Below are 23,297 nucleotides of genomic sequence, written 5' to 3' on the forward strand. Positions count from 1 at the left end.
CGGTCCGGTGCCGTGGTGGTCGCTACTCCAGCGCGTACGCCCTGGTGATCGTCTGGCGCTGGCTGTTGCCCTCGGTATCGGTGATGCTCGACCGCAGTGACACGAACCCCGCGCCCGCCGGGTGGTCGACGGTCGCCTTCCAGCCGCCGTGATCACGCCGCACCGCCGCCGGTCGCCACGTCGCGCCGTCGTCGTAGGACACCTCGACGACCGGCGTCGAGACCCCGCCGACCGAGCTGCTCCCGTTGCGCTGGACGTACACCGGGATCGTGAACCGCTTCCCGGCCGGTGCGGCGTTGCGGTGGTCGAGGTCGGGCGCGAACCGCACGGCCGACAACGGTAGCGCGACCGCCTCCCCGCCGCCGCGCTCGGAGGTGAACGTCCACTCCGCGCTGATCGCGGTGGACAACCGGTCCGACGGCCGGGTCGTGGTGGTGCGCAGGGTGTAGGTCGCCCGCTCCGGCACGGCGTCGAACCAGCCGAGGCCGTCGTACGGGTGCTCGCCGATCACCCGGCCGTCGCGCAGGAGCGTCGTGGTTCCCGCGACGTCGAGGCTGAAGTTCATCCGGCCCCGGCCCTGGTCGGTGGCCGTCGGCAGCGCGAAGCTGAAGCGGTCGCCGACCCGGGCGGCGAAGTCGGCCGGGCCGTGCAGCCCCCTCGGCAGCGACGGCCCGAACACGCCGGCGTTCCAGCGTTCCGCGGTCGTGCGGCCGAGCGGGAAGCTCCTCGGCTCGACCTGGTACACGCTCGACACCGCCTGACCGGAGTCGGAGAGCTCGGTGAACTCGCCGTCCCACGGCACGCCCGGCGTGTAGTACTCGGTCAGCGTGCCGGGCAGCGGGAGCGGGAGGAACGACTCCCGCAGACCGGTCCTGCCGGACGTGGCCACCGCGTGCTCCGAACGCACCTTCGCGAACTGCCGGTCCCGATAACGCCACCGCAGCGCCTGCGGCACGGTGCCCTTCTCCACGTGCCGGACGTGGTAGAGCGACGAGCCGGTGAACGACTCGCCGTCCCGCTCGGCCAGGCGCTGCTCCACGGTGAACGTGAACGCGTCGCTCCTGGTGGTGGCCGGCTTCACCGCGCCCAACTCGGGGCCGCCGACGCGCATCAGGTACTGCGTCACCTTGATGCCGCCCCACGCGGTCTCGCGCTGGAACACGACCTTGCCGTTGCCGGGCTTCGCGTTCGGGTTGTCGAGGTCGAAGCCGACCGGCTCGGCCTCGCGCGCGTCCAGGACCAGCTCGACGTCCCGGGTCAGGTCCAGCGCGGGCTCCACGAACTCGGCCGTGCGGAAGTCGCGCAGCTCCGGGATCGGCAACGCGATCGTGGCGTCGAAGTAGTACTCGCCCTTCGGCAGCCGCATCCTGGCGGTGCCGGAGGAGTCGTAGAGCGGGATCTCCCTCGGGTTGGCGACGTCGATGAGCCGCGCCGTGTAGAGGTCGGTCGGAGCGCCGTCGAAGCCGACGAACTTCACCGTCACGTCGTAGCTCTCCGCTTCGCGGTTCACCGAGATCGGCGTGCGGACCGACCGCCCGTTGCCGGTGGCGACGATCAGTCCACTGTGGACTTCCTCGTCCGTGCCGCTCCTGGTGTCCGTGGTGACGGTCGCACCGGCTCGACCACCGGCCGGCACGGTCAGCCGAGCGGGCTCGACCGTGAACGGCGCTCCGCTGGTGGTGAGGTCGAGCGTGACCGGCTCGGTCGCGGTGTTGGTGTAGGTCAGGGTGGTCTTGATCGGCTGGTCGTCGTCGTGCGGCCACTGGGCGATGCCGTTGGTGATGCTCGCGGGCGACGCGGACACCGCGGCCGTGGTGGCGGCGGCCACGTCGACCCGGCCGGCGCCCTGTTCGGCGACGGTCGACGCGTCGTTCGGCCTGGCGCTGCCGACCAGTCCGGCCTTGAGCTGCTCCGCCCGCCAGTCGGGGTGCCGGCCCGCGAGGACGGCGGCGGCGCCCGCGACGTGCGGGGTGGCCATCGACGTGCCGGACAGGGCGACGTAACCGTCACCGGCGGGGGCGCCGATGCGGCCGTTCTTCGCCTTGGCCGCGACGATGCCCACGCCCGGCGCGGTGATCTCGGGTTTCACCGCGCCGTCCCGCGGGCGGGGCCCGCGACCGGAGAAGTCGGCGAGCCGGTCGTCCCGGTCGACCGCGCCGACGGTCAGCGCGGCGTCGGCCGCGCCGGGGCTGCCGATCGTCCCGGCGGTGGGGCCGTCGTTGCCGGCGGCGACCACGAACAGCACGCCCGTCTCGGCCGTGATCCGGTCGAGGGCCCGGGACATCGGGTCGGTGCCGTCGCTCGGCGAGTTGCTGCCGAGGCTCAGGTTGACCACGTCGGCGCCGCTGGTCGCGGCCCACTCCATGCCCGCGATGATCCAGGACTCCAGGCCGTTGCCGTAGTCGTCGAGGACCTTGCCGTTGAGCAGCTCGGCGTCCGGCGCCACGCCCCGGTGCCTCGCGCCGTTGCCGGTGATGGTCGAGGCGACGTGCGTGCCGTGGCCGTGCCGGTCGTCGGCGGTGTCGCTGTCGGTGAAGTTCCGCTCACCGACGACCGCGTCCGACAGGTCCGGGTGGGTGGCGTCGATGCCGGTGTCCAGCACGGCGACCGTCGTGCCCCGCCCGGTGTGGCCGGCGGCCCACGCGTCCGGCGCGCCGATCTGCGGCGCCGAGTGCTCGACGCTCGCGCGGACCGGCCCGTCGAGCCAGACCCGCTCGGCCTGCTGCGCGGTGGCCCAGTAGGCGGTCGACCGCTCGACCGAGACGGCGGCGGCGCCCATGGCCGGCAGTTCGCGGCTGACCAGGGCGCCCGCCGCACGAGGGGTGGCGCCCGGGTGGTCCACGATCAGCGGCAGCCGGTCCCGGGACGCGTCGTCGTAGCCGGTGCGGGCCAGTTCGGTGACGTCGAACAACCGCGGGTCGAGCTTCCCGCGCGCCAGCGCCGACGCCGCGTCCTGCGGGATCACATGGGTGTCGCCTTCCACGTCCGTGCGGATGTGGAAGGTGAGGTGCTCGCGGCCCTCGGCCGGACGCACCTTCGCACCGTCCGGGCCACCGAGCGTGACCTCGTCGCCGGTCAGCAGCGTCACGGTCGGCCCCGTCGGCGTGAACGGCGTGCCGGGCGCCGCGACGGCACCCGGCGCGTCCACGGTGGCCGGCGCCACCACGCCGGCGGCGACGGCCGCGGCGAGCAGAGCCCGTCTGTAGATCATCAGCCCTCCAGGGTGAACCGACGACACGTCGCCGGTCGACACTTGCGGTCGATGCCCCAACGCGGCAGGCCCCCGTTCTGCTGCACGCCTGCCCGAACCGGTGCGGCGGCACGTCACCCCGTCGCCCCGGGATCCCACCCGGCGCGCCCGGGTCGTCGGCCTTCACCGGGTACCGGTCCGTTCGTCGAGACCGCCGGATATTCCCGGCGGACCCGGCCACGTGGTTGCTACAGTTCGCCGGCCGGCCGCGGGACTCCGGTGCGACTTCCGGAACCCGCCTGTGAAGCGATGATTCGCTGCTCGCGCCCCCATTCCCCGGCCGGCCCCGACACCACTCCCGGAGCAGACGCATGGACGCCCTCACCGCCGACGACATGATGATGTTCATCAACGCGGCGACGACGTCCACGTCCCAACGCGAGTTCCACGGCGGCGCCGACGACCAGCGGCTGTCGCTGGACTTCCTGCACGACTACGTGATCGGCAACTACCGCGACCTGTACGCCGCGGCGCTCGCGCTGGACATCAACGACCACAACGCCGCGCTGATCGTCCGCAAGCTGCTGGAGACCACCGGCGACGCGACCGACGGCCAGCGGCGGGTCGAGGGCCGGCTGATCGCCCGGCGGCTGCGCGCCCTGCCGCCGCAGCGCGTGTACGACCTGTTCCGCGCGTTGCGCCGGGCGCGGGTGAACAACCGGCGCACCCGCGCGATCATCCGCGAGTGGGTCGCGGCCAGGTCCGACCCGGCGTTCGACGCCGTCAAGTACCGCACCGCCCTGAAGGGGGCCCTGCGGCACGCGCACGTCGCGCCGGACGGCGAACTGGGCCCGTTCCTGTTCACCTCCGGCCACCACCGCCGGTACGACACCCCGTTGCTGGAGACGTGGCGGCGCGCGCACTACGAGCAGGCGTCGGTGTACGAGCTGCCGTACACGGTGGCCGAGGGGTTCGCCGCGAAGCACCGGATCGACCGGGCGACGTTCCTCAAGCGCATCGAGCCCCGGATGACCAGGCTGGAGCGGTTCCGGTTGCAGGAGTCCGCGCGGCGGGGCAAGGCCGCGGTGGCGGTCGACCTCGGGTCGATGCCGTTGACTCGCCTGGCCTCCTACGTCCTGTCCCTGCCGGTGCCGCAGCGGGTCGACCGGCGCGGTGAGCTGACCGGCGCGCTGCGCGCGGCGGCGGTCCGGGCCGCCGGGCGGGCCGCGGGCGGCTGGGGTCGGGTCGCGGCCGTGCTGGACGACAGCTTCTCGGCGTTCGGCTCCGCGCAGAAGCGCCGTCGGCCGTTGGCGGTCGCGCTGGCGTGCCACTACCTGCTGGCGGAGTTGGCGGCGGAGTACGTGCCGCTGTGGACGTCGGGGCGCACCGACGCCCTGCTGGCCCGCCCGCACGGCATGACGCCGCTGGGCGAGCGGGTGCTCGACGCGCTGGAGCACGCGCCGGACCGGCTGCTGATCGTGTCCGACGGCTGGGACAACGCGCCGTACGGGCTCGCGTCGGAGGTGTTGAGGGTGTGGCGGGCGAAGCTCGACCCGGAGCGCCGGGTGGTCGCGGTGCACCTCAACCCGGTGTACGACGCGGACGAGTTCGACGTGAAGCGGCTCGCCCGGTCGGTGCCGACCGTCGGCGTGCGCGACGCGGAGGACGTGCCCGCCCTGGTCGAGTTCGCCCGGTTCACCGAAGGCCGGACCGGGTTCGCCGACCTGCGGGCTCACTTCGACGCCCGGGTGGCCCAGTTCCTGGAGGAGGGGTGACGTGGAGCTCGACCTGACCGGGCTGACCACGCGTGCGGCGCAGGTGTGGGGCGGTGTCCGGCTCGTGCCGCTGACGCGGGACGAGCCGATCACCGGGCTGCGGCTGCACGACCGCGTCTACGGGGACGACCCGGCCCTGGTCGACGTGGGCCCGCGGACGTACTACGCGTCCTACATCCCGCACGGTTTCGTGGCGACGTGGACCGACGACGACACCCCGGTCGCGACGTACGGCACGCAGCTGGAGCGGGGCGCCGAGCCGCCGGCGCACGGCATGCGGCTGCGCTTCCACCGCCGGATGGCGCGCCGGGTCGAGCGCAACCGCTTGCGGTTCCTGCCCCTGCACGTGGCCGTCGAGGGGTACCTGGCGCTGCACTTCGGCGGCCCGGAGGTCGTGTGGGAGGAGTGGTCGCAGCGCGCCGTCCGCCGCGGCCTGTCGCCGCGCGTGGAGGAGGCGTACGCGGGCGCCGAGGTCGAGGGCCTGGCCGACGCGCTGAAGCACTTCGAGATCCACCCGGGCCAGTGCGGCGTGCTGGTGTACGTCGCCGACGCGTTGGCGGCGGCGTTCGTGGTCCCGCACCCGGACGACTACCGTGCGCTGCACACCACCCTCGTGCAGGACATGTACGGCGAGCTGATCCACTACTACGCGACCCTGACGACGCCCGCGCCCCGGTTCGACGTGCGGCTGCCGGACGACGTGGCGTCGTTGGCCGACCTGCGTGCGGCGGCGGTCCGGGAGCAGGCGGAGTGGGCCCGGTTCCACGACCTGACGATGGCCGCCGGGCTGCTGGGCGAGAGCTACGCGACGAGCCGCGTGTACCGGATGGGCGACTACACGCTGTCCCGGTTCCTGCCGAAGTTCGGCCTGAAGGAGGAGAACCACATCGGCGAACTGATCACCGCCCGCGACGGCCGCACGGCGTACCTGAAGACCTTTCGCCTCTCGGAGGCCCAGATCCGCCGTGGCCACCTGCTGACCATCCTGGCGGCCCACGACTGGCACCTCGCGACCGCCGCGACCGCGTTGCGCCTCACCGAGTCGCAACTGGGCCTACGCCTGCAAACAGCCGGTTTCGGCGCGCTGCTCCGCGAGGACGTCCTCGCCCGCTACCGCGCGGGCTGACCGCCGGGGTCAGCGCCAGCCCAGCTCCGGGGCGACGTGGGTGAGGACGTTGTCGAGCAGGTGCGCGTTGTAGTCGACGCCGAGCTGGTTGGGCACGGTCAGCAGCAGCGTGTCGGCCTCGGCGATGGCCTCGTCCCCGGCCAGCTGCTCCACCAGCGCGTCGGGTTCGGCGGCGTAGGTGCGGCCGAAGACGGCCCTGGTGTCGGCGTCGAGGTAGCCGATCTTGTCGGTGCTACCGCCGTCGTCGCCGAAGTAGGCGCGGTCGAGGTCGGTGGTGAGGGCGAAGATGCTGCGCGAGACCGAGACGCGTGGCTCGCGCGACCACCCGGCCTCCGACCAGGCCTTGCGGAACGCCCGGATCTGCTCGGCCTGCTGGACGTGGAACGGCGCGCCGCCCTCGTCGTTCTTCAGGGTCGAGCTCATCAGGTTCATGCCCTGCTCCGCCGCCCAGACCGCGGTGCCGTTGGAGCCGGCGCCCCACCAGATCCGCTCCCGCAGGCCGGGCGAGTGCGGTTCGACGCGCAGCAGCCCCGGCGGGTTGGGGAACATCGGGCGCGGGTTGGGCTGGGCGAAGCCCTCGCCCTCCAGGACGGTCAGCAGCACCTCGGCGTGCTTGCGGGCCATGTCGGCCTCCGTGTCGCCCTCCGCGGGGCGGTAGCCGAAGTAGCGCCACCCGTCGATCACCTGCTCGGGCGACCCCCGGGAGATGCCGAGCTGGAGCCTGCCGCCCGCGAGGAGGTCCGCGGCACCGGCGTCCTCGGCCATGTACATCGGGTTCTCGTAGCGCATGTCGATCACGCCGGTGCCGATCTCGATGCGTTCGGTCCTGGCGCCGATCGCGGCCAGCAGCGGGAACGGCGAGGCCAGCTGCCTGGCGAAGTGGTGCACCCGGAAGTAGGCGCCGTCCGCGCCGAGCTCCTCGGCGGCCACGGCGAGGTCGACGGCCTGCAAGAGCGCGTCCGACGCCGACCGGGTGCGCGAGTGCGGCCCGTCGGACCAGTGCCCGAAGGACAGGAATCCGATTTTCTTCACGCCCGTGGAAACGCGTTGTCGAGCTGGTTGATTCCTCAACTACTCGTGGCGACGGATCCGACACGAGGGGCAGCGGAGCAATCGCTTCACATCGGTGGCGCGCCCGGTCGGTCAAACAGGTCGGGCGGTGGCCAGCTCGGGTACGAGGAAGTCGAGGACGTAGCAGCCGAGCGCGCCGTCCTCGTTGCGGCCGAGCCACACGGGGTTCGCGCCGTCGCTCCAACCCTTCACGACGACCAGGTCGGTGCCCTCGGCGGACAGGGTGGTGAACGGCTCGTCGCCGCTCATGGCCGCCTCGATCTCGGCCTCCTGGTAAGCCGTCACGCCGGTCTGGTCGACCAGCGAGAGGGTGGCCGTGTCGACCGGGTTGCCGAAGAACTCGCCGTCGCCCAGCGCCAGTTCGTGGTCTCCGTCGAGCAGCGCCAGGTGCCACGAGGTGACGGGCGCGTCCGTGATCCGCACCCGGCACGCGACGGTCGTGGCTGTGTGCGCCGCCCCGTCCTCCACCACCTGGAACACGTCCACGGGGTACTCGCCGGGCGGCGCCGTCGTGGCCAGCGGCGTGGCACCGTCGTCGAGCCCGCCGGGGTCCGCGACGACCACCCTGCCGCTGGGCAACCGGATCGCGCCCACCGGGATCCGCCGGACGGTCAGGACACGGCCGTCCTGGGTGTGGAACCGCGCACCGTCGGTGACGGTCTCCGTGACGTGACGCGGCTGAAGCGGTCGCGGCGGTCGCCACGGGAAGTGGGTGGGCACGACCGCGGGCCCGGAGCGGGCGGTCGCGGGGCCGGTCAGCCCGGCGAACCCCGGCCAGCCGTCGACCGCGGGCACGGTGACGTTCTCCGGCGGCTGCGCCGACTCGGGCCAGTCCGACCAGTCGCGCGAGGTCTGGAGCGTGCTGCCGTCGGATTGCACGGCGGTGATCCCGACCGTCCCGATCGTCGCGGTCGCGTCGCGCCGGACCCGGGCCCGGAACGTCGGCTGATCGCCGTCGAACTCCGGTGCGCCCGACCCGGCGTAGTCCCAGCTGCGGACCTCGAACAGCCGCAACCGCCCGTCCGGCCAACGCCGGTACGCGACGCCCCGGTACCGGCGACCGTCGGCGTCGACGTGCCACAGCTCGGCGTGGTGCTCCGCCCAGCACACCTCCACCACCGCCCGCGCCGTCCCACCGACGAGCAGGACCACGGCGTACTGGCCGCCGGCGGCGTCCTGGGCGCGTGCGACCGACTCGGACATGGGCGACACCGGGGCACGCGCGCCGGAGTCCCACCCGGCGCAGTACACGACCTCCACCGGCTCGTCCGTCGGCGCGGGCACGTCCGCCACGGGCAGGTTCTCCAGGTCGGGCCGCGGCCGGGCGGGTGGCCTGCGGACGTTCGACAGCGCCAGGAACCCGCCTGCCGTCAGGGCGACGAGGCCGCCGGCCAGGAGCACCGTTCGCCGCGAGAGGCGCGTGCCCGTCTCGTCCCCGTGCGTCGGCGGGTTCACGGATCGCGACCTTACTGGACACCACCGGCAACGGTGACGCATTCCGGTGCGGGCGCGCGCATTCGGTCAGCATTCCGCGTCCATTCCGCGCCGTCGACCGAGGAGTTCCGAAGTTTGTTGCCGCGCACCAGTACGGGTGCTTATCCTGCGCGGGACACGGGGATTCCTGTTGTCGCAGCCACTGTGACCTGGGGGATGGTTTGCGCACTTTCCGTGGCGCTGGAGCCTGCGCCGCCGCGCTTCTTGTCGCGACGACACTGGTGGCCGGTGCACCCGCCGCCGCGGCCGCGGAGCCGCCCGCCGCGCCGTACACGGCCCTCTCGGTGCACTTCGAGGGCTGGGGTTACATCGACGGGAGCTACTCTTACGAGAGATCCCGGAGCACGGTGAACGTGTTCCAGCAGAACGCCAACGGGTACGCGTTGTCGATGATGGCGTCCGGCAACGGCCACCACCACGACTTCAACCTGTCGCCGCCGAACGGGACGCGGTTCGAGGCGGGCCGGTCGTACCCGGCGAGGACCGGCTTCTACACGTCGGACTCGATCACGGTGTTCAACATCGGCGGCGACGGGCAGGGCTGCGAGGGAGCCGCGGCGACCTCGGGCACGATCAACGTCCACGAAGCCGTCTACGACGAGAGCAACGGTCAGTTCACCGCGTTCGCGGCCGACTACTCGATGAACTGCAACGGCACGAGCCAGACCGCCAGGGGCGAGATCCGGTTCCAGGCCGACGTGGGCTACCGGGCCACCGACAGCCGGGACTACCGCCTGCAGTTCGGGCGGCAGCCGTGGGGTGAGCCGGGCACGTCGATGCAGGTGCCGGTCGAGGTGAACGGCACCCTGCCGACGACCTTCGGCGCGGCGTCGCTGTCGGGCCCGAACCCCACCGCCTTCCAGATCACCGCGAACACCTGCTCGGGCAACACCCTCTCCTACGGCCAGAAGTGCGCGTTGACCGTCACGCCGACGGCCACCGCGGTCGGTGCCCAGACGGCGACGCTGACCCTCCTGGAGAACTCCGTCGGGGGCAACGTCAGGCGCCTGCTGTCGCTGGAGGGCTACGACGCGCGCGGCGACCGGGGCACCTACTACCCGCTCACGCCCTCCCGCGTGCTCGACACCCGCGCCGGCAAGGGTGCGCCGCGGGCCACGGTCGACTCGGGCCAGACGGTGCGCCTGCAGCTGACCGGCCAGGGCGGGGTGCCGGCCGAGGCGTCGACCGTCGTGCTCAACGTGACCGTCACCGAGCCCTCCGGCCCGGGCTACGTCTCCCTGTACCCGACCGGTGTGACCCGCCCGACCGCCTCCTCGCTGAACTACACGGCGGGGTGGACCGGGGCCAACTCGGTCACGGTGAAGGTGGGCGCGGACGGCGCGGTCAACCTCTACAACCACGGCGCGCCCGTCCACCTCATCGCCGACGTCAACGGGTACTACTCCAAGGGCCGCCCCTGTTGCAGCACGGCCGTGGGCGGGCAGTACCACCCGCTGGCCAGTCCGGTGCGCCTGGCCGACACCCGCGAGTGGGGCATCGGCCGGCTCCCGGCGGACCACTACTTCAACGTGTCCGCGTCGTGGGACGCCGAGACCAACCCGAGGATCCGCGCCTTCGCGGTCAACATCACCGCCACCGAGACGCACGCACCCGGCTTCCTCACCGCGTGGAGCGGCTACGGCCCCAGCCTGCCGGACACGTCCACGTTGAACTACGGGGCCAACAGCACCGTGACGAACTTCGCGGTCGTGCTCAGCATCCCGTGCGGCGACTGCGGCAGCGGTAACGGCACGCCGTCCATCGGCGTGTACACCAGCCAGGACACCCACGTCATCGTGGACATCGTCGGCTTCTACGACGACAGCTCGCTGTCGGGCGGGCTGCGCTTCGAGCCCGCCGTGCCCAGCCGGATCGCCGACACCCGCGCGGGTCAGGGCTGGCCGTCCGCCCTCGGCACCGCCACCACCGCGACGATCGTCGCGCCCGACTCCCTGGCGGGTCCGGACGTCTGGGCGCTGGCCACCAACGTCACCGCCGTCCAGCCGACCGCGCCCACCTTCCTGACGGTGTGGCCGGCGGGCTACGACGGGCTGGGCCGACCCAACACGTCCAACCTCAACCCGGCCGTCGGTGCGATCGTGCCCAACGCCGTGCAGACCATGATCGGCCCCGAGTACGGGTTCCACGTCTACAACAACTACGGCTCGACCCACGTCCTGGTGGACGTCGTGGGCACCTTCTACTACGACCCGCCGCCGTCGTCGACCGCTTCGGCGTCGACCCGCGGACAGGCCACGCGTGAGCAGGTGACGGCACCGAAGGCGGTGCCCCTGAACCGCCCGCACCGCGCGTAGGCGGAACCTCCGCCGAAAGCCGACCGTCCGGTGTGGATGATCCTGTCCACACCGGACAGTCGTCTTCTCGGCGGTGCGGCAGGCCCTACTGACGCCCTGTGGCTGACCGGATGGGCGTCGGGCGCGGGGTTGTGAATCCTGGCGTCATGAAGAGAACCCTCGGCACGATGACGTTGGTGGTGGTGGCCGGGCTCGTGACGCCGGTGGCGGCGGCGAGCGAGCCCGCCGTGGCGTGGCAGGCCTGCCCCGCCTCGGTGGGACCGGTGGACGCCCGGCAGGAGTGCGCGACCGTGCGGGTGCCGCTGGACTACCGGCAACCCGGCGGCGAGCGGATCCCGGTCGCCGTGTCGCGCATCCGCACCGCGAGGCCGGAGTTACGCCGCGGGGTGCTGCTGTTGGTCCCGGGCGGCCCCGGCAACGCCGGCCTGGCCCGACCGACCACGCACGGCCTGCGGCTGCCGCGAGAGGTGCTCGACCGGTACGACCTGGTCGGGTTCGACCCGCGCGGGGTCGGGCACAGCGCACCGGTCTCGTGCGGCCTGGAGCCGCGTGACCTCGAGCCGACCGCGTTCCTGCCGTGGCCGGGACCCGGTGGCGACACCTCCGCCGCCACCGGGCGCGCCGAGCGGATCGCGCGGGCGTGCGCCCGCAACGGCGGCGCGGTGCTCCGGAGCATCTCCACCCGCAACGAAGCCAGGGACGTCGACCGGATCCGCCGTGCGCTCGGCGAGTCGCGGCTGTCCGTCTGGGGCACCTCGTACGGGACCTACGTGGGCGCGGTGTACGCGACGATGTTCCCCCGCCGCACCGACCGGGTCGTGCTCGACAGCAACGGCGATCCCGATCCGCGCCGGGTGGCCCGCGGCTGGCTGGCCAACTTCGCCGCCGGGGCGGAGGACCGCTTCCCCGACTTCGCCGCGTGGGCCGCCGCCCGTGACGCGAGCTACGGCCTCGGCTCGACGCCCGCGGCCGTGCGCGCCACCTACCTGCGCCTGGCCGGTGAGCTCGACCGGGACCCGCGGCCCGACGTCACCGGCGCCACGCTGCGCGCCGTCGTGTTCAACTCGCTCTACGCGGACGCCTCGTTCCCGCAGGCGGCCGCGTTCCTGCGGGCGGCGCTGACCGGGGGACCGGTGCCGCCCATCCCGGCGCCGCCGGCCGACCAGTTCCAGAACCTGGTCTCCGCCCAGGTCGCCACCGCGTGCAACGACGTGGCGTGGCCGGGCGCCGAGCACGACTACGCGGGCGACGTCGCGCGTGACCGGGCGGCCCACCCGCTGACCGACGGCATGCCGGCGAACGTCCAGCCCTGCGCCTTCTGGCCCCGCCGGCCGACCGAGCGCCCGACCCTGGTGACCGCCGACGGCCCGGGCGACATCCTGCTGGTCCAGAACCGCCGTGACCCGGCCACGCCGCTCACCGGCGCCCTGCGCATGCGCGAAGCCCTCGGCGACCGCGCGCGGATGGTCGTCGTCGAGTCCGGCGGCCACGGCGCCTACGTGGCCAACGGCAACGCCTGCGGCGATCGGGTCGTCACCGACTTCCTGACCGGCGCCACCAGGCCGGGGCGGGACGTCACCTGTCCCTGATCGGTGCGAGAACCCGGTGTTCACGCCGTGGTCCGGACGAGCACGGGTGTCCCGCCGGCGGGACGGTGTCCCGCCGGCGGAACCGGGCTGAACCCGGTGACCGCGAGCCGGGTGATCGCCCGCGGGTGGGTCCAGGCCCACCGTCGGTCCTGGTGCAGCCTCCATTGCCGCACACCCGGGCCACGCCACAGGCTTGATCCGTGCGAATCAAGCCATGGGGATTCCGCCAAGCCGCGGTGGTCGTCGCCGTGGTCGCGTCGGCGCCGCGTCGTCCGCACCGGCCACCGCCGAGCGTGCTCCGATCACCGATGTCGCGGCCATCAGGGCCCAGCTCGACCTGATGACCGGCGCCGACCGCGTTCCCGGTGCGCCGGCCGAGGTGCGCGACCGGCGTGGCGGGTCGGTCACGGTCACGTCCGGCACGGCCGAGTCGGGCACCGGCCGGCCGATGGTCGACGGCCGCGGCCGGTTCCGGATCGCCGGCGCGACCAAGACGTTCACCGCGGTCGCCGTGCTGCGGTTGGTCGCCCGGCACCAGGTCCGGCTCGACGCGCCGATCGAGACGTACCTGCCCGGAGTGGTTCGCGGCACCGGGCAGGGGAGCGGGATCGACGGCCGCCACATCACGGTGCGCCAACTGCTGCAGAGCACCAGCGGGCTGCCGGATTGCGTTTCCCTCGTGGACCCCGGCGGGTCGGAGGAGCCGGTCGAGGCGGCCGAGCGTCATCGGCATGATGGTGGAGCGGCTGACGCACAGGGACATCGGCACGGCCGTGACCGAGCTGGTGATCCGGCCCGCCCGCCTGTCGGACACGTACTGGCCGCCCGCCGGTGAGCGGCACATCCGCGGCACGCACGCCCACAACTACACCGTGGACGAGGCCGATCCGACCGGGCCGCTCGTCGACGTCACCGCGTTCGAGCCGTCGTGGGCGGGCGCGTCCGGCGCGATGGTGTCCACCCCGTCGGATCTCGACCGGTTCTGGCAGGAGCTGCTCGGTGGCCGGCTGCTGCCGGGCTGGGCACTGGCCGAGATGCGCACTGCCGTCCCGGCTCCGGATCTGGGACCGGACGTGGAGTACGGCCTCGGGCCGGCCCGATTGCCGCTCACGTGCGGGGGCTACGGCTGGGCGCACGGGGGCGACCTGGCCGGCGGCGGCGGTGCGAACGTCAGCGGTCGGGACGGCTCGGGCCGTGCGGCAACGGTTTACATCACCGCGCTGACCGGTGGCGCGGCCATGACGCGTCTGCTGCACGCGTTCGACCTCGCCTTCTGCGCGCAGCCCGGATCAGGCCACGGCCACCGTGATCGCGGCGGTGTGCACGGCGCCGCCGTGGGCGAACTCCAGGAACAGCCGGTACTCGCCGCGGTCGGCGAACGTCGCCTGGAAGGTCAGCTCGCCGTCGACCAGCGGCACGCCCAAGGGCTGGACCGGGTGCAGGTGGGTGGCTGACAGCAGCATCGTGTGGAAGCCGGTCATGTGCCCGTACGAGCCGAGGTGCGGTTCGAGCGTGCGGACCGGGGAGCCGTCGGGGGCGCGGATGGCGAAGCGCAACTCCTGGGGCCGCATCGGAGTGGGCTGGGCCGGCTCGTCCACCCGCGTCACGGTGAACCCGGTGGCGGTCGCCGCGACGGCTGCGGGCGCGGGCACCGGGACCAGGGTGGTGTCACCCGGCACGCTGAACGGGACGCCGAGCACCACCGGGTGCCGGGGGTCCAGGGTGTCGAGCGGGACGAACTCGGCGAACATGCGGTACGCGCCGCCGTCGTCCAGCCGGACGTCGACGTGCCACGTGTCACCGACCAGGGTCGGGTGCAGGTGCTGGAAGACGTGCATGTCGTCGCGGATGACGAAGAAGTGCAGCTGCTTGGTCTGGTCGTCCAGGAAGCGCGTCTGCGCCCGGCCGTCCGGCCCGAGGATCCGGAACGCGACCGGCACGGCCGGGCCGCGCGTCGACGGCACGGTGACCCGCTCGAACCGGTAGCCGCTCTCGGCTTCCGACAGGCCGTCGCTGTGCGCGGCGGGGACCAGGTCCGCTGTTCGCTGGTGCGCCGAGTGCGCGGGGCCGGGCGAGGTCCGGACCAGCGCCAGCGCCCCGGCCACCACGATCGCCGCGGCCAGGACGACGAACACCCAGTCGGTGAGGCGCAGGTTGCGCATCGTCACTCCTCACGTCCGGCGGGACGGCGGCCCCGTGCGCGACCGGCGGCCGCGCACGGGGTAGGGCACGTCGGGACTGGCGGCGTCGAGCCGGTCGCCGTCAGCCGAGGTTGGGCTTGACCACGACCAAGCCCTGCTCGATGCCGTTGACCAGGACGATGCCGCTGGCGAAGTAGGGGTAGTTGCTCCACGCCCCGTTGAACCGCGCCGCGTCGCCGGCCGGGTAGATGTCGAAGTACGCGACCTCGGTCAGCCGGGCCGAGGCGACCTGGCCGACGTCCAGGATGCGCAGGCCCGCCTGGTAGTTGGCCTGGTAGGAGTACCTGCCCTTGATGTACTGGTTGTGGTCGATCGCGGTGGCCGGCGAGCTGTACGTGCCGGTGTGCACGGGCGAGGAAAGCCTTGCCAGGTCCCAGATGTAGGTCTTGGTGCGCTTGTCGGTGCTGCGCGACTCGTCCAGCTCGTCGTCGAGCAGGAAGTACCGCTGGTCCTCGGTCAGCCAGCCCTGGTGCGAGTACTGCGCGCCGGAGTAGGCGGCGCGGGCGAGCTGAACCGGCGCCGACTTCGTGGTCACGTCGACGATGGTCAGCGTGTCCTCGTTGGAGTTGAAGCAGATCTCCCGGCCGCGGTGGGCCTGGTCCGGGCCGCGGTAGACGACGCACTGGGTGTCGTGGGTGTAGCCGTCCTGGGACACGCACCCGGCCTGGGTCGGTGACTTCGGCGTCCGGATGTCGACGATGTGCGGCCCGCCGCGGCACGTGTTGGAACCGATCGCGTAGGCGTAGCCGGTCTCCTCGTTGACGGCGATGTTGTGCGCCGGGCCGAAGCCCTTGTACAACGCGTCCGCGGCGAACGTCTGCGGCGTGGTGACGGCCCGGAGCCTGGTCAGGTCGAAGACCTGCATCCCGTGGCCGCTGATGGCGTCGGCCACGATGAACGCGTGGTCGCGGTACACCTTCATGTCGCGCCAACTGCTGCTGCCGCCGTTGGACGGCAGGTTGCCCAGGTACCTCGGCGAGGTGGGCGTGCTCACGTCGACGAACGCGGTGCCGTTCGTGCGGCCGACGATCGCGTACTCCTTGCCGGAGGACGGGTCGGTCCAGCCCCAGATGTCGTTGCCGTTGCCGCCGCCGATGGAGGCGAGCGGCAGCACGCTGAGCAGGTCCACGTTCTTGCAGGGGTAGATGTCGGCCTTGCCGTTCACGCACGGCACGCCGGCGGCGGCGCCGACCACGGCGTGCCGGTCGGCGGGGAGGTGGTCGGTGAGGAAGGCGCGGACCGCGGCCTGTCCTTCAGGGGTGTCGGGGTCGTGCGCGGAGGCCGCCGTCATGGACATCGCGACCATGGAGGCGATCAGCACCGCCAGCCCCGTCGTGCGCAGGATCTTCATCGGAGTCGCACTCCTCTCGGAAATCCCGGACCGCTGGCACGCGGCCGGGAGCAGGGTTTTCCGATCGCCTCCGACGTTAGGAGGTTCGGCGCACCCGGGAAAACCTCCGATCGTCTGCACTCCGGCCCGGCACGCGGTATCCCATGCCGGCGGGATTGGGAAGCTCTTGCCCGGTGTGACGCTCGTCTTAGCCGTGCGACGTGCAAAGCCTTGCCGACAACGGGGTTTCGAGCAGACACTTCCCCTGCTTCAGCGGCGCGTGTCGGTGGTGACCGCGTTGGTTGCTCATGAGGGGGCCCTCCGTGGTGCGTCGCTTTGCGGCGCGGCGTGCTTTTTTGCGCGCCGCGCCCCTGCTGCTTGCCGGTTTGACGATCGTGTCGTTGACCGTGCCCGTGACCGCCGGGGTCGCCCACGCCGCGCCGGCCGGCCCGCCGCCCGCCGCGCCGGTGACCGAGGCCGCGACCGAAGCCGAGGCCGTCGAGGCGGCGCGCGCCCAGGGCAGCCGGGTCGAGATCACCGGTCAGCGCACCGAGACGAGCACGGTGTTCGTCGAGCCGAACGGGGTGCACACCGCCGAGTTCAGCCCCGGACCCGTCCGGGTGTGGAACGGCGCGGCGTGGGCGCCCGTGGACACCACCCTGGAGGTCCGGTCGGACGGCTCGATCGCCGCCAGGTCGACGACGGCCGGCGTGACGCTGTCCGCCGGCGGGCGGGGGCCGCTGGCCCGGTTGTCCCGCGGCGGCCGGGCGATGGACTGGTCGTGGCCCGGTGAGCTGCCGGAACCGGTGCTCGAAGGCAGCCTGGCGACCTACCGCGAGGTGCTGCCCGGCGTCGACCTGCGGATGCGGGCCACCGCGGACGGCTTCACCCAGCACCTCGTGATCAAGAACCGCGACGCCGCGAAGAACCCCGCGCTGGCGGGGATCCGCATGGACGCCAAGGCGGACGGGCTCGACCTGCGCGTGCACGGTGACGGCGCGGTCGAGCTGGTCGACGGCGCCGGTGCTCCGGTGTTCGCCGCGCAGCGGTCGCTGATGTGGGACAGCCCGCAGGTTCCCCTGCCGCCCAAGGACCGGCCGCAGCCGCGGGCGGCGGACCGCGCCGACCCGGCCAACCACCGCCGCGAGGCCGCCGTCGCCGTGCGGAAGGACGGCTCGGGCCTGGTGCTGGTCCCGGACCAGGCGCTCCTGGCCGATCCGCTGACCAGCTACCCGGTGGTCGTCGACCCGGGCTGGTACACGCCCGGCCCGGCCCGGTGGGCGGTCGGCTACGAGCGGACCGGTCAGGTCTACGTTGGCAACGCCAACGACGAGGAGACGATGTCCGACGGCAGCTGGACCGGCCGTCCGGCGAAGGTCGGGCACACCGACGACGGCAACTGGAACACGCGGTCGTACTTCCAGTTCGACACCGCTCCGCTGGCCGGCGCGGACATCATCAGCGCGACGCTGAAGGCGCCGACGGTGTGGAGCTACGCCGGCTGCGGCGGCGCGACCACCACGCACGAGATGTGGGCGATGGACCAGTCCTTCGACGCCCTGACCTTCGACCCGCCGAAGGGCTACCTGGTGTCGAACGACGGCATCCCCGCCGTGCACCGCGGTTGCACGTACTCCGAGGCGTGGTTCAACACCACCACGGTCAACACCACCGGCCCGTCGCAGTACCTGCTCAAGGCGGCCGACAAGGTGTTGGGCGGCAACGGTTCCTGGCGCAAGTACGACTCGGCAGGCGTGAAGCTCTCGGTGAACTACAACCGCAAACCGGACGCGCCGGCGGAGCTGCGGACCGACCCGCCGCTGCCGGCGCCGTGCCGGTGGTGCGGCGGGATCCCGTACCTGGCCACGGACAGCGTGACCCTCCAGGCGCGGTTGACCGACCGGGACGGCGACTCGCTCAGGCCGGTGTGGCGCGTCAGCGGCGAGGCGAACGACCGCGTGGGCGGCTACCTGGGGTCGAACAACTGGTTCAACGAGGGTGTCAGCCTGGTCGGGCGCGACGGGCAGCAGGTCTCCTGGACGGTGCGCGGCAACGACGGCACGGCCGACGGGCCGACCGCCAACGGGCCGGGCCCGTTCGGCGTGGAACGGGTCAAGCCGCTCACGCCGCTGGTCCGGGGAGCGCTGTACCGCGACGACAACCAGTGGCACGGCGGAGTCGGCGTGCTCGGTGACTTCACCTTCAGCATCCCCTCCGGCGGCATCATCACGCCCGCGACCAAGGCGGTCGACCACTACCTCTACGGCTGGCAGTACCCGCCGACGAAGAAGGTGGACGCGCAGTCGCTCGGCGGCCCGGCGACCGTGCGGTTGGCCCCGGAGCACGACGGTCCGCAGACGCTGTACGTGCAGGCGGTGAACCGCGGTGGCAAGCCGAGCGACACGGAGGAGTACCGGGTCTACGTCCGGGCGGGCAACGGTCCGCGCGCGCACTACTCGTTCGAGGGCAACGCGGAGGACGACGCCTACCTGGGCGACCGCCACGGCACGGCCGTCGGCGAGCCGACCTACGTGCCCGGCGCGGTCGGTTCGGCGATCCAGCTCAACGGCACGACCCGCACCGTGACCGCGGCGTCGTCGGTCGACACCGACAAGAGCTTCTCGGTGTCGGCGTGGGCGAGGCTGGACCAGCTCGGCGCCGACGGGACCGTGGTGGCCGAGGACGGCGCGCACACCAGCGGCTTCCGCCTGGGCGTGCTGGCGGACGGCCGGTGGTCGTTCTCCATGACCACGTCGGACACCGCGACCGCCACTCCGACCGCGGCCCTCTCCGCGCAGCCCGCGCAGGAGGACGCGTGGACGCACCTGGCGGGCGTGTACGACAGCGCCACGCGCCGCGCGTACCTGTACGTCAACGGAGAGCAGGCCGGGACCCACGTCCGCCCACCGGCGTTCAACGCCACGGCGGGGCTGCGGATCGGCAGCGCCAAGGCCGGGGACGAGGTCACCGGGTACTTCCCCGGTGCGATCGACGACGTCGGCCTGTACGACCGGGTGCTCGACCACGCCACGATCCGCAGCCAGGTCTCCCACGCGGACGTGCGGGCGGGGCACTGGACGTTCGACGAGGGCACCGGGTCGACGGCGGGCAACTCGGCGGGCGGCCAGGCGCTGGTGCTCAGCGCCGGCAACGCGTTCACCTCGGACGGCGCGATCGGCGGCGGCGTCCACTTCGACGGCGGCGGCGTGCACGCGTTCAGCAGCGGTCCGGTGGTGCGCACCGACACGGCTCTGTCGGTGGCGGCGTGGGTGAAGATCGACAAGGACGGCAAGGACGCCGTGCGCACGGTCGTCGGCCAGGACGGCTCCGCCACTTCCGGGTTCACCCTGCGGTACCAGCCGGCCGACGGCGGCCGGTGGGAGTTCGCAATGCCCAGGACGGACGCCGCGGCCGAGACCGGCGACCGGGTCCTGTCGACGGTCACCGCGCAGATCGACGAGTGGACGCACGTCGCGGGGGTCTTCGACACCGCGACCGGGCAACTGCGGCTCTACGTCGAAGGTCGGCCCGCCGGCACGGCCACGCACGCGGCCGGGTCGTGGAACGCCGCCGGACCGCTCCAGGTGGGGTGCGCGAAGTGGGCGGGACAGGAGTGCGCGAACGCGTTCCACGGCAACGTCGACGAGCTGCGGGTGTACAGCAGGGCGTTGTCCGAGACCGAGGTGCAGGCCATCGTCGCGCAGTCGAACGTGACCGAGGGCTGGTGGAAGCTGCACGGCAACACGATGGACAGCTCGGGTCGCGGTCGCAACGCGACGCCCTCCGGCACCCCCGGCTACACCGCGGGCGGCTACTCGGCCAACCCCGACCCGAAGAACCTCGCGCTCAGCCTCAACGGCCGGACCGACTTCGTGTCGGCGCCCCGCACGGTGAAGACGGACGAGAGCTTCTCGGTCGCCGCGTGGGTGAAGCTCGACCGGGTGGGTGAGACCAGCACGGCCGTGTCGCAGGACGGCGGCCACGTCTCCGCCTTCTTCCTCCAGACCACGCCCGACGGGCGCTGGTCGTTCGCGGCGATGCCCGCCGACGTGGCCGGCCAACCGACGCCGGACCGGGTCGCCTCGCCGGGGTCCGCGCAGAAGGACCAGTGGACGCACCTGGTCGGCGTCTACGACGCGCGGGCCGGGCAGATCGAGTTGTACGTCAACGGGGTGTCGGCGGGTTCCGCGGCGCACAAGGCGGCGTTCGACGCCGCCGGCGGGCTGCAGATCGGCCGGGGCAGGTGGAACGACGAGTCCGCGCACTACTTCCCCGGCGCGATCGGCGACGTGCGGGTGTACAGCCGGTCGATCTTCGCCGGTGAAGCTGCCCAGCTCGCCGGCCGCGACCTGTCGTTGGTGCACAACTGGCGCTTCGACGACAACGCGGGCGACGCGGTCGGCGGCCGGGCGGGCACACCGGTCGGCGGGACGTCGTTCGGCCCCGGTCGGACGGGCAGCGCCGCGGTGTTCAACGGGGTGTCCGGCGCGGTGTCGACCACCGGCGTCGACCTGCGCGTCGACACCAGCTTCACCGTGTCGTCGTGGGTGTGGCTCAACGACAAGGGGCCGTACGGGTCGATCCGGACCGCGGTCGGCCTGGACGGCGAGCGGAACGGGAAGTTCCAGCTCGGGCACGAGTACGACCCCGACACGCGCACCCACGGCCACTGGTTCTTCAGCATGCCGGAGTCGGAGGCCAGTAGTGGTGTGGTGGCCACGGCCGCCGTGTCGACGCTGCCGACGGAGATCAACGCCTGGGTGCACCTGACCGGCGTGTACGACGCCTCGATCGGCAAGCTGTGGCTCTACGTCAACGGGGCGCGGGTCGGCGACGGCACCCTGAACACGCCGTGGAACTCCGCCGGCGGCCTGCAAGTCGGCCGCGGCGCCGTCGACGGCTCCCACCAGCGGTACTGGCCGGGCAAGGTGGACGACGTCCGGGTCTACACCGGGACGCTGGACCCGGCTCGGGTCACCGCGCTGGTCGCCTCCTACCCCGCGCAGGACCCGCCGGCGGAGGTGCCCGTCCCGGCCGGCCGGTGGGCGTTCGACGAGAACACCGGTTCGGTGGCCGGGGACTCGGTGGGGGACAACCACATGACCCTCACCGGCACCAGGTGGCACGGCGGCCGGGGCACGATCGGCGTGTGGCTGGACAGCGCGACGGCGGCCCACGCCCAGACCGCGCGGCCACCGGTGCACACCGATCAGAGCTTCTCGGTGACCGGGTGGGCCTACCGCAGCGGGGTGGCCGCGCAGCGCCGGACGTTCCTGGCCCAGGACGGTGATCAGGCCAGCGCGTTCCAGCTGTACTTCGACGTCGGCGGCGTGGACCGGTGGGTGGTGGCGGCGCCCGGCGCCGACAGCTCCACCGTCACCACGCTCACCTCGTCGGTGGCGACCCCGCGCGACAGCTGGGCGCACCTGGGCCTGGTCTACGACGCGACGGCGCACCTGCTGAAGCTGTACGTCAACGGCCAGGTGGTCGGCGCCAGGTCCGGTGTCACGCTCAACGCCGCCGACGGGCCGCTGAGCGTCGGCCGGGCCAAGCGCGGCGGGCAGAACGTCGACTTCTTCCACGGCGCGGTGGACGACGTCCGCACGTTCGGCGGGGTGCTGACGGACGCGGAGGTGCGCGCGGTGCACGACGACGTGCCGCCCGCGGGCGTCGGGTACTGGCCGATGGACGACGCGACCGGCACAACCGCCAAGGACGTGTCCTACCGGAAGAACGACTTCAAGCTGACCGGCGGGACGACCTGGGCGAAGGGTCCGATCGGCGGTGCGCTGAAGTTCAACGGCGTGGACGGCGCCGGCGTCGCGGCCGACGGCGCGGGCAACCACCTCGACAGCCGGACGGTGTCGGCGTGGGTCAGGCTGGACGGCAAGACCAAGACCGGCACGGCGTTCGCCCAGGACGGGCAGCGGATGAGCGGTTTCGTGCTCCAGTACCGCGCCGAGCTCGACCGCTGGGTGTTCGCGATCCCCGAACGCGACGACGACGCGGCGGCCCCGGTGTCCGCGGTGTCCGACCAACCACCGGTGGTGGGCGCGTGGACGTACCTGGTCGGCGTGTACGACCACGGTGCACGTCAGCTGCGGCTCTACGTCGACGGCCGGCTCGCGGGGGTCCGCGACGGCGCGGTCGGCTGGCAGGCGGGCGTGCTGACCGTCGGCCGGGGCAAGCGGCAGGGCCAGGCCGCGGACTTCTTCGCGGGCGCCGTCAGCGACGTGCGGGTGGCCCTCGGCGTCACGCCGGCCGACGAGATCCAGCAGCGCTCGTCCTACCCGCTGCCGCTCGGCGGGCAGCTGGGCCGGTTCGTCAACGCCGCGGGCGACCGCTACACCGCCGGCGACGCCGGGAGCCACACCGCTCCCTTCGCGGAGGTCCCGGCGGGCTATCGGTTCCAAACGCCCCTCGGCCTGCAACCGACGGGTTCGGTGTCGGGCACCAGGACGTTGTACGCGTGCCTGTTCCTCGGCGTCGACGAGTTCACGTCGCTCCAGGAGGACTGCGAGGGGCAGGTGAAGCTCGGTGTGGCGGGCACGGTGTACGACCTCACGCCCCCGTCCGGGGTGCCGACGTTGCCGGTGCACCGGTGCCGCGCCGGCCGCGACCACTTCGAGTCCAACGACGCGGCGTGCGACGGCGTGCCGGGCGTGGTGAACGAGGGGTTGATCGGGCACACCATCGCCTACGCGCCGCTGAGGCGGTACTTCGACCCGTACACCGGCCACCACCAGTTGACCGTGCACGGCGGTTATCCGGGTTACCGGGCCGAGAGCACGCGTGGTCTGGTCGCGATGACGCAGCAGCCGGGGACCCAGCCGCTGTTCAGCTGCTTGCGCGGGCGTGACGAGTTCAGTTCGCTCGACGCGGCGTGCGAAGGGGCGCAGTTGGTGGCGCGCCTGGGTTACGTGTGGACCGAGGCGCCGGCCGGCCAGTCCAGCCACGCGCTGTACCGGTGCCTGCTGCCCTACGGCGGCCACATGACCACCCGCAGCGACAACTGCGAAGGCGCGGGCGTCCTGCCGGAGAAGCAGCTCGGCTACGTGCTGTCCAGCCTCTGACCCCGTCGGATCCCGTTCCCGGCGCACGGGAACGGGATCCGCCCCCGCTTCGGACACCCTTGTGGTTCCGCACGTTCTGGAGGACGTCGTGCGACACGGCAGATCGGCTCGTCCCGCCCTGCGACGGACAGCC

At 72.9% G+C, this 23,297-nt stretch carries 11 protein-coding genes and 1 pseudogene; 7 read left to right on the forward strand and 5 right to left on the reverse strand.

The window, feature by feature from the left end; genetic code table 11:
- Positions 1–22: 22 nt before the first annotated feature.
- Positions 23–3,211: a S8 family serine peptidase gene (locus LNK82_RS37710; protein WP_230571640.1), complete on the reverse strand. Its 3,189-nt coding sequence runs from the start codon at positions 3,209–3,211 to the stop codon at positions 23–25.
- 350 nt (positions 3,212–3,561) lie between these two features.
- Here LNK82_RS37710 and LNK82_RS37715 point away from each other — a divergent pair, with 350 nt between their 5' ends.
- Both LNK82_RS37715 and LNK82_RS37720 read left to right on the forward strand, forming a co-directional pair.
- Positions 3,562–4,965, forward strand: coding sequence for a hypothetical protein (locus LNK82_RS37715; protein WP_230571641.1), 1,404 nt, complete (start codon positions 3,562–3,564; stop codon positions 4,963–4,965).
- A 1-nt stretch (position 4,966) separates the two neighbouring features.
- The gene (locus LNK82_RS37720) at positions 4,967–6,091 is read left to right on the forward strand and encodes an ARPP-2 domain-containing protein (RefSeq protein ID WP_230571642.1); all 1,125 of its coding nucleotides are present in this window, start codon (positions 4,967–4,969) and stop codon (positions 6,089–6,091) included.
- A 9-nt stretch (positions 6,092–6,100) separates the two neighbouring features.
- On the opposite strand, the gene LNK82_RS37725 is transcribed toward LNK82_RS37720, so the two are convergent.
- Entirely contained in the window at positions 6,101–7,123 is a 1,023-nt protein-coding gene (locus tag LNK82_RS37725; protein WP_230571643.1) for an LLM class flavin-dependent oxidoreductase, read from the reverse strand.
- Positions 7,124–7,234: 111 nt separating this feature from the next.
- Positions 7,235–8,617, reverse strand: a complete 1,383-nt coding sequence (locus LNK82_RS37730; protein WP_230571644.1) for a DUF4241 domain-containing protein — start codon at positions 8,615–8,617, stop codon at positions 7,235–7,237.
- Between the two features lie 260 nt (positions 8,618–8,877).
- On the opposite strand from LNK82_RS37730, the gene LNK82_RS37735 reads away from it, so the two are divergent.
- The 4 genes and pseudogenes from LNK82_RS37735 to LNK82_RS47260 form a co-directional block, all read left to right on the forward strand.
- A complete protein-coding gene (locus LNK82_RS37735; protein ID WP_230571645.1) occupies positions 8,878–10,971 on the forward strand; it encodes a hypothetical protein in 2,094 nt (697 codons plus the stop codon).
- A gap of 146 nt (positions 10,972–11,117) precedes the next feature.
- Positions 11,118–12,560, forward strand: a complete 1,443-nt coding sequence (locus LNK82_RS37740; RefSeq protein WP_230571646.1) for an alpha/beta hydrolase — start codon at positions 11,118–11,120, stop codon at positions 12,558–12,560.
- A gap of 214 nt (positions 12,561–12,774) precedes the next feature.
- Positions 12,775–13,395: a serine hydrolase domain-containing protein gene (locus tag LNK82_RS47255; RefSeq protein ID WP_268997741.1), complete on the forward strand. Its 621-nt coding sequence runs from the start codon at positions 12,775–12,777 to the stop codon at positions 13,393–13,395.
- Positions 13,295–13,729: pseudogene (locus LNK82_RS47260) on the forward strand (serine hydrolase); the annotation flags it as partial. The gene LNK82_RS47255 and the pseudogene LNK82_RS47260, both read left to right, overlap by 101 nt.
- A 120-nt stretch (positions 13,730–13,849) precedes the next feature.
- On the opposite strand, the gene LNK82_RS37750 reads toward LNK82_RS47260, so the two are convergent.
- Both LNK82_RS37750 and LNK82_RS37755 read right to left on the reverse strand, forming a co-directional pair.
- Positions 13,850–14,722, reverse strand: a complete 873-nt coding sequence (locus LNK82_RS37750; protein ID WP_230571647.1) for a DUF8832 domain-containing protein — start codon at positions 14,720–14,722, stop codon at positions 13,850–13,852.
- Between the two features lie 100 nt (positions 14,723–14,822).
- Positions 14,823–16,112 carry a choice-of-anchor B family protein gene (locus LNK82_RS37755; RefSeq protein WP_230571648.1) on the reverse strand — a complete coding sequence of 430 codons (1,290 nt, stop codon included), beginning with the start codon at positions 16,110–16,112 and terminating at the stop codon, positions 14,823–14,825.
- A 386-nt stretch (positions 16,113–16,498) separates the two neighbouring features.
- Here LNK82_RS37755 and LNK82_RS37760 point away from each other — a divergent pair, with 386 nt between their 5' ends.
- Complete coding sequence (locus tag LNK82_RS37760; RefSeq protein WP_230571725.1) at positions 16,499–23,164, forward strand: LamG-like jellyroll fold domain-containing protein; 6,666 nt, start codon at positions 16,499–16,501, stop codon at positions 23,162–23,164.
- The last annotated feature ends 133 nt before the right edge of the window (positions 23,165–23,297 follow it).

It is taken from the genome of Saccharothrix luteola, assembly GCF_020859565.1.
In the GTDB taxonomy this organism is placed as follows: domain Bacteria; phylum Actinomycetota; class Actinomycetes; order Mycobacteriales; family Pseudonocardiaceae; genus Actinosynnema; species Actinosynnema luteola.

Excerpts from the sequence above, each read along its gene's own strand:
- LNK82_RS37710 (WP_230571640.1), bottom strand. The coding sequence starts at position 3,211 with ATGATCTACAGACGGGCTCTGCTCGCCGCGGCCGTCGCCGCCGGCGTG.
- LNK82_RS37715 (WP_230571641.1), top strand. The coding sequence starts at position 3,562 with ATGGACGCCCTCACCGCCGACGACATGATGATGTTCATCAACGCGGCG.
- LNK82_RS37740 (WP_230571646.1), top strand. The coding sequence starts at position 11,118 with ATGAAGAGAACCCTCGGCACGATGACGTTGGTGGTGGTGGCCGGGCTC.
- LNK82_RS47255 (WP_268997741.1), top strand. The coding sequence starts at position 12,775 with ATGGGGATTCCGCCAAGCCGCGGTGGTCGTCGCCGTGGTCGCGTCGGC.
- LNK82_RS37750 (WP_230571647.1), bottom strand. The coding sequence starts at position 14,722 with ATGCGCAACCTGCGCCTCACCGACTGGGTGTTCGTCGTCCTGGCCGCG.
- LNK82_RS37755 (WP_230571648.1), bottom strand. The coding sequence starts at position 16,112 with ATGAAGATCCTGCGCACGACGGGGCTGGCGGTGCTGATCGCCTCCATG.